This window comes from Bradyrhizobium algeriense, from assembly GCF_003062295.1.
GTDB classification, from domain to species: domain Bacteria; phylum Pseudomonadota; class Alphaproteobacteria; order Rhizobiales; family Xanthobacteraceae; genus Bradyrhizobium; species Bradyrhizobium algeriense.
In genome coordinates this window covers 98,390-112,741 of the sequence record NZ_PYCN01000017.1, presented here as the reverse complement: position 1 = coordinate 112,741, position 14,352 = coordinate 98,390, and the positions used below count along the sequence as shown (strand labels likewise).

Genomic DNA, 14,352 nt, shown 5'->3' with positions numbered 1-14,352 from the left:
CAACCTAGCCCCGCGCGGCGCGGTCCTTTTCGTTCTGCGCCTTGATCGAGTCGCGCGCCTTGTTCCAGTCGTCGTCGCTCCAATCGCGCAACTGATAGAAATTGCCGCCCATCGCAAGCGCCTGCGCGCCGTCCATGGCGATGGTCTCGCCGTTAATCCAGTCGCAGCCGCCGGAGATCAGGAACACCGCAAGATTCTGCAATTCCTCCATGGTGCCGACCCGGCCCATCGGGTTCTGCGCCCGGGTGCGCGCGCCAGCCTCGTCGCCGGGCTTGATGCGCTTGCTCATGCCCTCGGTCGGGATTTCGCCCGGCGCAATGGTGTTGAGGCGGATGCCGTGCTTGCCCCATTCGACCGCCAGCGACATCGTCATGGCATGGATCGCCGACTTGCTCATCGCCGACGGCACCACATAGGGCGAGCCGTTGCGCACCCAGGTCACGGTGATCGACACCACGTTGCCGGGCAGCTTGGCGGCGATCCAGCGCCGGCCGACCGCATGCGTCACGTAGAAGGTGCCGTGCATCACGATGTTGGCGACGGCATCAAAACCGCGCGGCGAGAGTTCTTCCGAGCGCGAGATGAAATTGCCGGCGGCGTTATTGATGAGATCGGTGAGGGGACCTTCGGTCCAGATCTGTTCGATCATTTCGTCGACGGCAAGCGCATTGCGGATGTCGACGCCGTGGCTGACCACGCGCCCGCCATGAAGATCCATCAATTCGGTCGCGGTCTCGTCGCACACGATCTTGCGGCGGCCGCAGATGTGGACCTCGGCTCCCAGTTGGAGAAACCGCGCGGCCATGGACTTGCCGAGGCCGGTGCCGCCTCCGGTCACGAGAATGCGCCGCCCGGCGAGAAGCTGATCGTTGAACATCGTTTCCACCCACGGGAATTGTCTGTTAATTGGTCGATTGACTAAAACCGGCAACAGCCGTTCTGTAAAGCGCCAAGAAGGAAGTGTGGAGGAGAATTATCATGGAGCAACGCGTTTCGATCTCGATTTCGGACGGCATCGCTGACGTCCGGCTGGTGCGGGCCGACAAGATGAACGCGCTCGACGCCGCGATGTTCGAGGCGCTGGTGGCTGCGACCGAACGGCTTGCCCATGAAAAGGCGGTTAGGGTGGTAGTATTGTCCGGGGAGGGGCGGGCGTTCTGCGCCGGTCTCGATATGGGACGTTTCGCCGCGATGAAGGAGAACGGCGGTAATGGGATCGCCGGTGGCGAGAAACGTGACCTCACTGCACGCACGCATGGAGTGGCGAACTTTCCGCAAGCTGCGGTGTGGGGCTGGCGTCAGCTTCCGGTACCTGTGATTGCCGCGATCCAGGGTGTGGCGTTCGGCGGCGGTTTCCAGCTCGCGCTCGGTGCCGACATGCGCTTCCTCACGCCGGACGCGCGGATGTCGATCATGGAAATCAAATGGGGGCTGGTGCCCGACATGGCCGGCACGCCGATCCTCGCGAGCCTGGTCCGTGACGACATCCTGCGCGATCTGACCTATACCGGGCGCATCTTCTCCGCCCAGGAAGCCATGAGTTACGGCCTCGCGACGCGGATCTGCGACGATCCGCTTGCTGTGGCCTTCGAGGTCGCGCGCGAAATCGCCGGCAAGAGTCCCGATGCGATCCGCGCCGCCAAGCGCATGCTGAACAAACTGTCCGTCGACCCGGCTCCGGCGCTAATGGCTGAATCCGTCGAACAGCAGAAGCTGCTCGGCAGCCCCAACCAGACCGAGGCGGTGCGCGCCAATATGGAAAAACGCGCGCCGCGGTTCGCGGACGCGGGGTAAGTTTCTTGCCGTCATTCCGGGATGGTCCGAAGGACCAGACCTCAGGTGTGCAATTGCACACCGGGGAATCTCGAGATTCCGGGTTCGATGCTGCGCATCGCCCCGGAATGACTGCACGGCTTTCAAACCCGGCAACAGATCGGAAAGAGACAATGTCATCCCCCTTCCACGGCATCATCAGCGGCCCGCGCAAGCGCAGCCACGATGAGGTCGCCGATCGCACCGACCGCATCGCCGGCGGATTGCAAAAACTCGGCGTCAAACAGGGCGACAGCGTCGCCATGCTGATGCGCAACGACATCGCCTTCATCGAGGCGGCCTATGCGGCGATGCGGCTCGGCGCCTATGGCGTGCCTGTCAATTGGCACTTCAAGCCGGAAGAGATCAATTATGTGCTGAAGGATTCCGGCACTTCGGTGCTGATCGCACATGCCGACATGCTGCACCAGCTGCGCGAGGCGATACCACAAGGCGTCACCGCGCTCAGCGTGCCGACGCCGCCGGAAATTATCGCCAACTACAAGATCAATCCCGATCACCTCACCACGCCCGATTTCGCGATCGATTTCGAATCCTGGCTGAGGCAGCACCCGCGCTATGACGGGCCGGCGGTGCCGCAACCCCAGAACATGATCTACACCTCGGGCACCACAGGCCATCCCAAGGGCGTGCGCCGCTTCGCGCCGACACCGGAGCAGACTGCCAAAGCTGAAGCCATGCGCGGGATGATCTACGGCCTCAAGCCGGGGGCCCGCGCGCTGCTTCCGGGGCCGTTGTATCATTCCGCGCCGAACTCGTTCGGCCTGCGCGCCGGCCGACTCGGCGGCGCACTGGCGATCATGCCGCGCTTCGATGCGGAAGAATTTTTGCGGGTGGTCGAGACCGAGAAGATCGACACCATCTTCATGGTGCCGACCATGTTCATCCGCCTGATGAAGCTGCCGGAGGAGGTCCGCAGGAAATACGACATGTCGTCGCTGCGCCACATCATTCATGCCGCCGCGCCCTGTCCGGCCGACGTCAAGCGCGCGATGATCGAATGGTGGGGGCCGATCATCTACGAATTCTACGGCTCGACCGAGTCGGGCGCCGTCACCTTTGCCACTTCGGAGGACGCGCTGAGGAAGCCCGGCACCGTCGGCAAGATTTCGCCCGGCGCGGAATTACGCTTCATCGGCGACGACGGGAGGGAGTTGCCACAGGGCGAGATCGGCGAAATCTATTCGCGCATCGCGGGCAACCCGGACTTCACCTATCACAACAAGCCGGAAAAGCGCGCCGAGATCGATCGCGACGGCTTCATCACCTCGGGCGATGTCGGCTACATCGACGCCGACGGCTATGTCTTCATCTGCGACCGCAAGCGCGACATGGTAATTTCGGGCGGCGTCAACATCTATCCGGCCGAGATCGAGGCCGCGCTGCATGCGATACCGGGCGTGCATGATTGCGCGGTGTTCGGCATTCCCGACGCGGAATTCGGCGAGGCGCTGATGGCCGTGGTGGAGCCGCAGCCGGGGGTGACGCTCGACATCGCCTCCGTCCGCGGGCAGCTCAAGATTTCGCTGGCCGACTACAAGGTGCCAAAACACATCGAGATCCAGTCCAACCTGCCGCGGGAAGATTCCGGCAAGATCTTCAAGCGCCGCCTGCGCGATCCCTATTGGGAGCGGGCAGGGCGGAGGATTTGATTTCTGTCGTCCCCGCGAACGCGGGGACCCATAGCCACCGGCTGCGGGGCTTGCAAAAAGGTCTCTCCCAGCGTGCCCTAAAGAGACGACACGGAGTATGGGTCCCCGCGTTCGCGGGGACGACAGCCGTGGTGTCTCCATCTTTATCTTGCACTGCGGCAAAAAACTTGCACACTCGGAATTGCCGGGCAATTTCTGAGGTAGCCAGCCATGTCTTCCCAGATAGTGTCCTCCCAGACCGTGCCTTCCGAGACCGAGGCCCAGTCGAATCGCAGCGATGACGCGCTGGCGCTGGAGGAAGACGCACGGCTGCGGACCGATATCCGCCTGTTGGGCCGTATTCTCGGCGATACCGTGCGCGACCAGGAGGGCGCCGACGTGTTCGACCTGGTTGAACGCATCCGGCAGACCTCGATCCGGTTCCATCGCGACGAGGACAAGCTGGCGCGGCGGGAACTCGAGACCATCCTCGACGGCATGTCGACCGCCGATACCGTGCAGATCGTCCGCGCCTTCAGCTATTTCTCGCACCTCGCCAACATCGCCGAAGATCAGAACAACATCCGCCAGATGCGCGGCCGCGGCCCCGGCGGGCCGCGCCCGAGCCTGCTGACGCAGACGTTGTTACATGCCAAGACGGCCGGCTTCAGCGCAGCGGAGTTGCGGCGCTTCTTCAGGGATGCTCAGGTCAGCCCGGTACTGACCGCGCACCCGACTGAAGTCCGACGCAAGAGCACGATCGACCGCGAGATGGAGATCGCGTCTCTGCTCGACCGCCGCGAACGCGTCCAGATGACGCCGGAAGAAATCGAGGCCAGCGCCGAGCAGTTGCGCCGTGCGGTGCTGACGCTGTGGCAGACCAATCTCCTGCGGCGGACCAAGCTGACCGTGCTGGACGAGGTCGCCAACGGTCTCTCATTCTACGACTACACGTTTCTGCATGAGGTGCCCCGGCTGCATTGCGCGCTGGAGGATCGGCTGAATCAGGAGGAAGGCGGCACGCCGGGCGAACTGGCCTCGTTCCTGACCATGGGAAGCTGGATCGGCGGTGATCGCGACGGTAATCCGTTTGTCACTGCCGACGTCATGCGCGGCACGCTGCGGCTGCAGTCGAGCCGCGTGATGAACTTCTATCTGGAAGAGTTGCACGTCCTCGGCTCGGAATTGTCGCTGGCGGCGCATCTTGCCGATGTCTCCGACGAATTGCGCGCGCTGGCCGGACGCTCGCCGGACACCTCGCCGCACCGGAGCGGCGAACCCTATCGGCTGGCGGTGTCCGGCATTTATGCAAGGCTAACGGCGACCGCGGTGCGGCTGGAGGTTGAAACCACCCGTCGACCAGTCGGCGAGGCCGCGCCTTATGCCAGCGTGAAGGAGTTCAAAGCCGATCTCGACGTGCTCGATCGTTCTCTGATCGCGAACAATTCCGGCGTGATCGCGCGCGGCCGGCTGCGGTCATTGCGCCGAGCCGTGGATTGTTTCGGCTTCCATCTCGCCCGGCTCGACATCCGGCAGAATTCGGCGGTGCATGAACGCACGGTCGCGGAACTGTTCGACGCGGCGATCCACGGGATGTCCTATCTGGACCTCAACGAAGAAGCCCGCGTCAATCTGCTGCTGAATGAACTGCGCAGCACAAGGCCGCTCAGTTCGGCGTTCGTCAAGTACAGCGAGGAGACGCTGGGCGAACTCGCGGTGTTCCGCGCGGCTGCCGAAGCGCATGCCAGGTTTGGCACCGATGTGATCCACCAATGCATCATCTCCATGTGCAAGGGCATGTCCGATATGCTGGAGGTGGCGGTGCTCCTGAAGGAGGTCGGTCTCATCAATCCCTCCGGCCGCAGCGCCATCAACATCGTGCCGCTGTTCGAGACCATCGAGGATTTGCAGGCGTCCTCCGGCATCATGGACCGGATGCTGTCGCTGCATGATTACCGCCGGCTGGTGGACAGCCGCGGCGGCGTCCAGGAAGTCATGCTGGGCTATTCCGACAGCAACAAGGATGGCGGCTTCGTCACCTCGGGCTGGGAGCTCTACAAGGCCGAAATCGAACTGGTCGAGGTGTTCGAACGCCACCATGTGCGGTTGCGGCTATTCCATGGCCGCGGCGGTTCGGTCGGCCGCGGCGGTGGTCCGAGCTATGACGCCATCATTGCGCAGCCCGGCGGCGCGGTGAATGGCCAGATCCGCATCACCGAGCAGGGCGAGATCATCTCGAGCAAATATTCCAACCCGGAAGTCGGCCGCAGCAATCTGGAAATCCTCGCTGCCGCCACGCTGGAGGCGAGCCTGCTTCATCCGCGGCAGAGCGCGCCGCGCAAGGAATATCTGATCGCAATGGAGCAACTTTCCGCGCTGGCCTTCAAGGCGTATCGCGGACTGGTCTACGAGACCGAGGGCTTCGCCGATTATTTCTGGGGCTCCACCGTCATCACCGAAATCTCGACGCTCAACATCGGCAGCCGTCCGGCGTCGCGCAAGAAGACCCGCGAGATCGAGGACCTTCGCGCCATTCCCTGGGTGTTCAGCTGGGCGCAATGCCGGCTGATGCTGCCAGGCTGGTACGGCTTCGGCTCGGCGGTCGAGACCTGGATCGCGGAACATCCGGAGCAGGGCATGCCGTTCCTGCAGGAGCTCTACCGCGAATGGCCGTTCTTCCGCACGCTGCTATCGAACATGGACATGGTGCTGGCCAAAAGCTCGATCGCGATCGCCTCGCGCTATGCCGAACTGGTGCCTGACGTGAAATTGCGTGAAAGCATTTTTGGGCGCATCCGGCGCGAATGGCATTCCTCGATCGAGACGCTGCTCGACATCATGGGCCATGAGCGACTATTGCAAGGCAACCCGCTGCTGGAACGATCGATCCGCAACCGCTTCCCCTATCTCGATCCGCTCAACCATGTGCAGGTCGAGCTGTTGAAGGAGCATCGCGCGCAGAACCCGGACGAGCAGGTTCTGCGCGGGATTCAGCTGACGATCAACGGCATTTCCGCAGGGTTGCGGAATAGCGGGTGAGGGGACTTTGATTGTTGAGTACCGTCGTTCCGGGGCGCGCGTGAGCGCGACCCCGGAACCTCGAGATTCTCGGATGCGCAATTGCGCATCATAGTTCGACGCTTCGCGTCGCCCCGGAATGACAGCCGTTGCGGCTCACGGCTTCATCGCACCCTGCGCACTGGTATAGACCGCATACAGCGATGACGAGCCGCAGATATAAAGTCTATTTCGCTGCTGGCCGCCGAAGCACAAATTGGCGACGGTCTCCGGGATGTGGATCTTGCCAAGCAGATCGCCGTCAGGCGTGTAGCAGCGCACGCCGTCCTCATTCGGATCGCCCCAACCCACGGAGCACCAAAGGCGCCCGGCGGTGTCGCAGCGCAGCCCGTCGGTAATGCTGGGCTTGGGCATGTCCGCAAAGACCTTGCTGTTCGAAAGCTTTCCGGCCCCGAGATCTACGTCGAACACGCGGATATGCGACGGGTTGTCCGGCCCGTCGGTGAAACCGGTGTCGCAGATATAGAGCTTCTTCTCGTCGGGCGAGAAGCAAAGGCCGTTCGGCTGCACGAAGTCATCGACCACCATCTTGATGTCGCCGGATTTCGGATCCACCCGGTAGACGTTTTTCTTGTCCTGCTCGGGGTCGGCCTTGATGCCCTCGTAATAGCCGCCGATCCCGTAGGCCGGGTCGCAGAACCAGATCGAACCGTCGGCCGCAACGACCGCGTCGTTTGGCGAGTTCAGCTTCTTGCCATTGTACTTGTCGGCGATGATCGTGATCGAGCCGTCGAGTTCGGTCCGGGTCACCCGTCGACCGCTGTGTTCGCAGGTGATCAGGCGTCCTTCGCGGTCGATGGTGTTGCCGTTCGAGTTCATCGACGGTTGGCGGTAGACGCTGAGGTGACCGTCGTCCTCCGTGAAGCGCATGATGCGGTTATTGGGGATGTCGCTAAACAGAACATATCGCCCAGCCGGAAAGTAGACCGGGCCTTCGGCCCAGCGGAATCCGGTTGCGACGCGCTCGACCGCCATGGTGCCGGCGAAGGCCGGAAAGCCGGTCGGCCCGAACGAAACCTTCGGCTTCTTCATCGACTCCAGGCGAGAGTCCGGATAGCGGGCACCGGGAAGCGGGCCGAGCGGCAGGGGCGGCGATGCCGTTGTTGGCGCGCCGGTCTGGCCGAGCGGCGCGACGGAGGCGGCAGAAGCCGTCTTCATCGTGACGGCGGAGGCGGCAAGCGCCGCGGCGCCTGTCAGTATCTTGCGGCGGTCGAAACCGCCGCCTTTATCACGTTGGGGATCGGGAAAGGTCAGCGAGGTTGTCATGATTTCCTCCCGTGCTTTTTGTTGGGAGGAAAACATCGGCCCGCAATTCGGCATAAAGCGGGCGGGGTGCGCTGAGCAATCGAAGATAGTCGTCCCAGCAACCAGCCGGGACGACCGTTTTCATAAAGCCGTCAGATCGGATCCCAGGGGAAAATGTCCGCGGAGCGGTCGAGCTTGTAGAACGATCCCGCAAGCGCCGGCATGCCGTGCTCGGCGATGGTCTGTGGCGTCCAGCCTTCGCTCCGCTGCACCGAGCGCAGCGGACGATTCTGGCTGAACAGGAAGATCTCGTTCATGCGTACCCCAAAAATCTGTCCGGTCACGTCCTTGGCGGCGTCGCTGAGCAGATAGGCGCAGATCGGCGCGATCTTCTCCGGCCCCATCTGCTGGATTTTCGCCACGCGCGCCTTCTCGGCCTCGGTCTCGGTCGGGATGGTGCCGATCATGCGGGTCCAGGCGAACGGCGATACGCAGTTCGAGCGCACGTTGAAGCGGCCCATGTCGAGCGCGATCGACTTCGACAGCCCGACGATGCCGAGCTTGGCGGCGGCGTAATTGGCCTGGCCGAAATTGCCGATCAGGCCCGAGGTCGAGGTGAAGTGCACGAAGGAGCCGCTCTCCTGTTCGCGGTACAGCCGCGCCGCGGCGTGAGAGACGTAGAACGAGCCCATCAGGTGCACCTTGATGACGGCCTCGAACGCCTCCACGCTCATTTTGTGGAAGATCATGTCGCGCAGAATGCCGGCGTTGTTGACCACGCCGTCGAGCCGACCGAAATGATCGGTCGCCGTCTTCACGATCTTGCTGGCGGGGATCGCCTCCGCCACCGACTCGAAGTTGGCCACCGCAGTCCCGCCGCGCTTCTTGATCTCCTCGACCACCTCCTCGGCGGGTGCCGCGCTCGATCCGGCGCCGTCGGCGGCAACGCCGGGATCGTTGACCACGACCTTGGCGCCTTCGGCCGCGCAGAGCAGCGCGATCTCGCGTCCGATGCCGCGGCCTGCGCCGGTGACGATGATGACCTTGTCTTGCAGTGATTTTGTCATTGGGGATTCTCCTGTTGCTGTCGGTCATTCCGGGGCCCGCGAAGCGGGAACCCGGAATCTCGAGATTCCGGGTTCGATGCTGCGCATCGCCCCGGAATGACCGCCGTGATTACTTCTCGTTCGTAAAGATGATCGTGCCCGACGCCGCAAACATGCCGCCCACGCCGTGGCAGACCGAGATTTTCGCATCCTTGACCTGCGCAGGCGCGATGCCACGCATTTGCCGCACGCTCTCCTGCAGCGCGTACATGCCGTACATGCCGGAATGCATATAGCTCAATCCGCCGCCATTGGTGTTGAGCGGCAGCCTGCCGCCGGGGCGGGTGTTGCCGTCGGCGATGAACTTGCCGGTCTCCTCATGCGGCATGAAGCCGAGATCGCCGAGGCCATAGAGCGGCAGATGCGCAAAGGCGTCGTAGATCATCAGATGGTCGACGTCCTTGTGGGTGATGCCGGCTTCCTTGAACGCCGTGGGACCCGCCACCTTGAACGCGCGCGAGGAGTTGAACGTCTCCATCTGGCTGACCATCGGCGTTTCCACGCTCTCGCCGGTGCCGAGAATGTAGACCGGCTTGTTCGGAAAGTCTTTGGCGCGATCGGCGGAAGTGAGGATCAGCGCGCCGCCGCCGTCGGTGACGAGGCAGCATTGCAGGATGCGAAATGGATAAGCGATCATCTTCGAATTCAGCACGTCCTCGACCGTGATCGGCGCCTTCATGGTGGCGCGCGGATTCTTCCCGGCCCATTCCCGCTGCGCCACCGCTACCATGGCGATCTGCTCATGGGTGATGCCGTAGGTCTTCATGTAGCGCAGCACGGGGATCGGGAACATGCTGGGCGGGCCGTAGACGCCGAACGGCGATTCGAACTGGCCGTTGAGGCTGTCGGGCGGCGTCGAGCGCGGCAGTTTGCCGATCATCGACTTGCCGCTTTCGGCATGGGTAATCAAAACGGTCTTGCAGAGGCCGGCCTCGATCGCCGCCGCGGCGTGGCGGACATGCAGCATGAACGAACAGCCGCCAGCGGACGTGCCGTCAACCCAGGTCGGCGTGATGCCGAGATAGTGGGCGATCTGCTGCGGGGTTTCCACCGCGGTGGCGATGCCGTCGATATCTGACAGTTTCAGTCCGGCATCGGCGATGGCGTTGAGCGCCGCATCCGCATGCAACTGGATCTGCGACATGTTCGGGATGACGCCGAGCTCGGTGGTCTCGGCTGCGCCGACGACGGCGACTGCATTTTTGCGCATGGTGTTTAGCCCTTCGCCGGACGGAACAAAGGAAGGGTGATCTTGTCGTCGAGCTTCTCGAACGCGACTTCGAGCTTCATGTCGAGCTCGAGGGCCTCCGGCGTCTGCGGGCAATCGATGATGTTGCTCATCATGCGCGGGCCTTCGTCGAGTTCGACGACCGCGATCGCGTAAGGCGGGGTGAAGCCGGGCGCCGCCGGACGGTGGTTGATGACGTAGCTGTAAAGCGTGCCCTTGCCGCTCGCCTTGAACACGCTAACCTTGCGCGAGGCGCAGGAGGGGCAGAACGGGCGCGGCGGGAAGTAGACATTGGCGCAGGCATCGCAGCGCTGCAGGCGCAATTCGCCGGCCTGCGTTCCATCCCAGAAATGTTGCGTTTCAGGCGTGGGTTTTGGTTTTGCGCGCGCTGGCTCCGCCATTTCGGCTAATCTCCTTGGAATACGGGCGTCGACCCGCTTGTTGCGGTCTTGATGCGACATTGACCGATCTCCGTCAACGGTCCCAGCAGCGGTGCTGTCGCATGGCCGCATTCCCAGCGCGTGAGAGCGCTTGTATGCCAGCCCGTCATCGGAGATAGTCCGCGCGACGGTAAATCGCACAGGAAGTAATCAAGAACACCATGCCGAACCATCCGACACTCGCGAGCCTCGCCGCCGATCTCGACACTGGGCGCACCACCGCGCGCAAACTGGTCGAGGAATGTCTCGCAAGGATTTCCGATCCCGTCGGCGAGGGCGCACGAGCCTTTATCCATGTCGACAAAGATGCGGCAATTGCTGCCGCTGACGCGATGGATCATCTGCGCAAAGCCAACGCCGCGCCGTCGCCCTATGCCGGCATTCCCGTGTCGATCAAGGATCTCTACGACATCAAGGGGCAGGTGACCCGCGCCGGCTCCCGCGCGCTGGAGGATTCTGCGCCGGCGGAAGCCGATGCGCCTGTGGTGGCGCGGCTGCGCCGGGCTGGCTTCATCGTGATCGGCCGCACCAACATGACCGAATTCGCCTATTCCGGCATCGGCATCAATCCGCATTACGGCACGCCGAAGAGCGTGTGGAATCGCAGCGTCGGCCACGTGCCCGGCGGCTCGTCCTCGGGCGCCGCGGTCTCGATCGCCGATCGTATGGCTTACGGCGCGCTCGGCACCGATACCGGCGGCTCGTGCCGGATACCGGCGGCCTATAATGGCATCGTTGGCTACAAGCCGACGCAGGCCCGCGTGCCGCTCGACGGCGGCGTGCCGCTGTCGTTCTCGCTCGACAGCTTTGGGCCGCTGGCGCGCAGCGTCGATTGCTGCGCGGTGCTTGATGCCGTGCTCGCGGATGAAGCCGTGCAACCATTGCAGCCGCGCCCGGTCAAGGGCATGCGGCTGGTGGTGCCGACCACGATCGCGCTGGACGACCTCGACGAAGATGTCGCAAAGACCTTCGAGCGTGCGCTTGAGACGCTTTCGCGCCAGGGCGCGTTGATCGAACGGATCGAGGTGCCCGAATTCCACGATGTCGGCGTCATGAACAGCAAGGGAGGGTTTGCCGCCGCTGAGAGCTACGCTTGGCACCGCTATCTGCTCACCAGCAAAGACGAGGTCTACGACCCTCGCGTCCGCGTCCGCATCCTGCGCGGCGAAGGCATCAGCGCGGCGGACTATATCGACATCCTCAAGGCGCGCCGTTCGTTCATTGCGCGAACGGAGCAGCGCATCGCGCCCTATGACGCGCTGGTGCTGCCGACCACAGCGAATACGCCGCCTGTCATTGCCGATCTCGCCGACGACCAGGCCTTCGCCACGCAGAATTTGCGCGCGTTGCGCAATTGCACGCTGATCAACATGCTCGACGGCTGCGCGATCTCGCTGCCGGCGCATCGCGAAGGCGAGGCTCCGGTCGGGCTGATGCTCGCAGGGGCGAGCGGATCGGATCGCCGCATCTTCGAATTGGCCGCCGGAATGGAGAACATCATCCGTGTTTGATCTAACCTTCAACGTCGACGACAAGGGTATGTTGACGCCGCTGACGCTTGCGATCGACCAGGCCGTGATCGCCGGCTGGACCGGCCGCGATCCGGTGGCGCGCGACAAGCACATCGCCGAACTCGAAGCGATCGGAATCGCGCGGCCCGCCACGACGCCGATCTACTACCGCTGCTCGGCGCGGCGGATCACGCAAGCCGACCGCATCGAAGTCTCAGGTGGCGATTCCAGCGGCGAGGTCGAGTTCGTGCTGATCGGCTGGCAGGGCCGCATCTTCGTCGGCTGCGGCTCCGACCATACCGACCGCAAGGTGGAAGCCTACAGCGTCACGGTCTCCAAGCAGATGTGTGACAAGCCGATGGCCTGCGTGCTGTGGGAGCTGGAGGAGGTCATCGACCACTGGGACCAGATGATCCTGCGCTCCTGGGCCGTCATCGATGGCGCGCGGGTGCTGTATCAGGAGGGCACGCTGGACGCCATGCTGCCGGTGAAAGATCTGATCGACCGTGGCTTCGGCGGCAAGGGCCTGCCCGACGGCTGCGCCATGTTCGGCGGCACCTTCGCCGCCAAGGGCGGCATCCGCCCGGCTGATCGCTTCGAGTTCGAACTGGAGGATCCCGTGCTGAAGCGGAAGATCAGTCACGGGTATGATGTGATCACGATGCCGGTGCTGGGCTGACGCTGCGCTCCAGCCACCGTCATTGCGAGCGAAGCAATCCATCTATCCCGAGCTGAGGGCATGGATTGCTTCGCTGCGCTCGCAATGACGGGGATGGAATTCGTCGGAAATCGGGTGGTTTCGCCGTGGCCTGAGTGCGAGATTTACCGCCATGAGAGCAACCGCAAGAAATATCGACCATCCGCCAACCATCGCCGCCCGCGTCGATGCCATCGACTGGGTGCAGGCGACCGCCGATCTCGACGCACAGGGCTGCGCGGTACTGAAGGGATTGCTGACGCCGGAAGAATGCGGCGCCCTGGCCGCACTCTATCCGGATGACGCAAACTTCCGCAGCAAGATCGTGATGGGACGCCACGGCTTCGGCCGTGGGGAATACAAGTATTTCGCCTATCCGCTGCCCGACCTGATTGCGGAATTGCGGTCCACGCTCTATGCGCGGCTCCATCCCGTAGCCAATCGCTGGAACGAGACGATGGGGATCGACATCCGCTATCCCGATCGCCACGAAGCGTTCCTGAAACGTTGCCATGACGCCGGGCAGACCCGGCCGACGCCGCTGCTACTGCAATATGGTGTCGACGATTACAATTGCCTGCACCAGGACCTCTATGGCGAGCACGTGTTTCCGCTGCAGGTCGCGATCCTGCTGTCGGAACCGGGGCGCGATTTTGAAGGTGGCGAGTTCGTGCTGACCGAGCAGCGGCCGCGGATGCAGTCGCGGCCCGAGGTGGTTCCGCTCAGGCAGGGCGCTGCGGTGGCGTTTGCTGTGCATCACCGGCCGGTGCAGGGGACGCGCGGGTTCTACCGCGTTAATCTGCGCCATGGCGTCAGCCGGATCCGCTCCGGCCACCGCCACACCGTCGGCGTGATCTTTCACGATGCCAAATGAGTGCGGACTGAGTTGACTGCAGATTTGTTCGATGCCGTTCCGGATGCGCGCCCGTCGCGTGAAGCGATGGCGGAGGGCGCGCTGTTGCTGCGCGGATTCGCCAAGTCATTTGAAAGCGAAATGATTCCGGCGCTGCGCGAGATCGTGGGGCAAGCGCCGTTCCGGCGCATGTTTACATCAGGCGGTCACCAGATGTCGGTCGCGATGACCAATTGCGGCAGCGTCGGCTGGGTCACCGACGGCAGCGGTTATCGTTATGACGGCATCGATCCCAATTCCGGCCGGCCGTGGCCGGCGATGCCCGCGGTGTTGTATCAGTTGGCGGTGCAGGCGGCGATCGCTGGCGGTTTCGACGGCTTTGTGCCGGATGCCTGCCTGATCAACCGCTATGAGCCCGGCGCGCGGATGTCGCTGCACCAGGACAAGGACGAGCAGGATTTTGCCGCGCCGATCGTGTCGGTGTCGCTGGGCTTGCCCGCGATCTTCCTGTTCGGCGGCCCGAAGCGCGCCGACAAGCCACGCCGCTACAGGCTGGAGCATGGCGACGTCGTGGTCTGGGGCGGGCCGTCGCGGTTGTTCTTTCATGGGGTTGCCCCGCTTGCCGATGGCGAGCACGCGCTGATGGGCCGTCAGCGCATCAACCTGACTTTCCGCAAGGCGCGATGATCTTCCCTTCTCCCCTTGTGGGAGAAGGTGGCATAGGCGGCCT

Annotated in this window: 12 protein-coding genes; 7 read left to right on the top strand and 5 right to left on the bottom strand. The window is 63.4% G+C overall.

Annotated elements, in window-relative coordinates; all coding sequences use genetic code 11:
- Positions 1–4: 4 nt before the first annotated feature.
- Positions 5–877, bottom strand: a complete 873-nt coding sequence (locus tag C7G61_RS27405) for an SDR family oxidoreductase (RefSeq protein WP_108519796.1) — start codon at positions 875–877, stop codon at positions 5–7.
- 101 nt (positions 878–978) lie between these two features.
- Here C7G61_RS27405 and C7G61_RS27400 point away from each other — a divergent pair, with 101 nt between their 5' ends.
- From C7G61_RS27400 to ppc, 3 genes are all read left to right on the top strand, one after another.
- Positions 979–1,794, top strand: coding sequence for a crotonase/enoyl-CoA hydratase family protein (locus C7G61_RS27400; RefSeq protein WP_108519795.1), 816 nt, complete (start codon positions 979–981; stop codon positions 1,792–1,794).
- A 152-nt stretch (positions 1,795–1,946) separates the two neighbouring features.
- Positions 1,947–3,485: an acyl-CoA synthetase gene (locus C7G61_RS27395; RefSeq protein WP_190242005.1), complete on the top strand. Its 1,539-nt coding sequence runs from the start codon at positions 1,947–1,949 to the stop codon at positions 3,483–3,485.
- 225 nt (positions 3,486–3,710) lie between these two features.
- Positions 3,711–6,503, top strand: a complete 2,793-nt coding sequence (ppc, locus tag C7G61_RS27390) for a phosphoenolpyruvate carboxylase (RefSeq protein ID WP_108519793.1) — start codon at positions 3,711–3,713, stop codon at positions 6,501–6,503.
- A gap of 135 nt (positions 6,504–6,638) precedes the next feature.
- On the opposite strand, the gene C7G61_RS27385 is transcribed toward ppc, so the two are convergent.
- The 4 genes from C7G61_RS27385 to C7G61_RS27370 all read right to left on the bottom strand — a co-directional run bounded on the left by C7G61_RS27385 (position 6,639) and on the right by C7G61_RS27370 (position 10,522).
- On the bottom strand, positions 6,639–7,574 hold the full coding sequence (locus C7G61_RS27385) for an SMP-30/gluconolactonase/LRE family protein (protein WP_202975801.1): 936 nt from the start codon (positions 7,572–7,574) through the stop codon (positions 6,639–6,641).
- Positions 7,575–7,939: 365 nt separating this feature from the next.
- Positions 7,940–8,854 carry an SDR family oxidoreductase gene (locus C7G61_RS27380; protein ID WP_108519792.1) on the bottom strand — a complete coding sequence of 305 codons (915 nt, stop codon included), beginning with the start codon at positions 8,852–8,854 and terminating at the stop codon, positions 7,940–7,942.
- A 109-nt stretch (positions 8,855–8,963) separates the two neighbouring features.
- The gene (locus tag C7G61_RS27375; protein WP_108519791.1) at positions 8,964–10,103 is read right to left on the bottom strand and encodes a thiolase C-terminal domain-containing protein; all 1,140 of its coding nucleotides are present in this window, start codon (positions 10,101–10,103) and stop codon (positions 8,964–8,966) included.
- Positions 10,104–10,108: 5 nt separating this feature from the next.
- Positions 10,109–10,522 (bottom strand): Zn-ribbon domain-containing OB-fold protein, encoded by a 414-nt coding sequence (locus C7G61_RS27370; protein WP_108519790.1) that lies wholly within the window; start codon positions 10,520–10,522, stop codon positions 10,109–10,111.
- A 200-nt stretch (positions 10,523–10,722) separates the two neighbouring features.
- Between C7G61_RS27370 and C7G61_RS27365 the strand changes: the two genes are divergently transcribed.
- From C7G61_RS27365 to alkB, 4 genes are all read left to right on the top strand, one after another.
- Complete coding sequence (locus C7G61_RS27365; RefSeq protein WP_108519789.1) at positions 10,723–12,072, top strand: amidase; 1,350 nt, start codon at positions 10,723–10,725, stop codon at positions 12,070–12,072.
- Complete coding sequence (locus tag C7G61_RS27360; RefSeq protein ID WP_108519788.1) at positions 12,065–12,751, top strand: DUF2848 domain-containing protein; 687 nt, start codon at positions 12,065–12,067, stop codon at positions 12,749–12,751. Before C7G61_RS27365 ends, C7G61_RS27360 begins: the two co-directional genes overlap by 8 nt.
- Before the next feature lie 151 nt (positions 12,752–12,902).
- Entirely contained in the window at positions 12,903–13,643 is a 741-nt protein-coding gene (locus C7G61_RS27355) for a 2OG-Fe(II) oxygenase (protein ID WP_108519787.1), read from the top strand.
- Between the two features lie 12 nt (positions 13,644–13,655).
- Positions 13,656–14,309 (top strand): DNA oxidative demethylase AlkB, encoded by a 654-nt coding sequence (gene alkB / locus C7G61_RS27350; protein WP_108519786.1) that lies wholly within the window; start codon positions 13,656–13,658, stop codon positions 14,307–14,309.
- Positions 14,310–14,352: the final 43 nt, after the last annotated feature.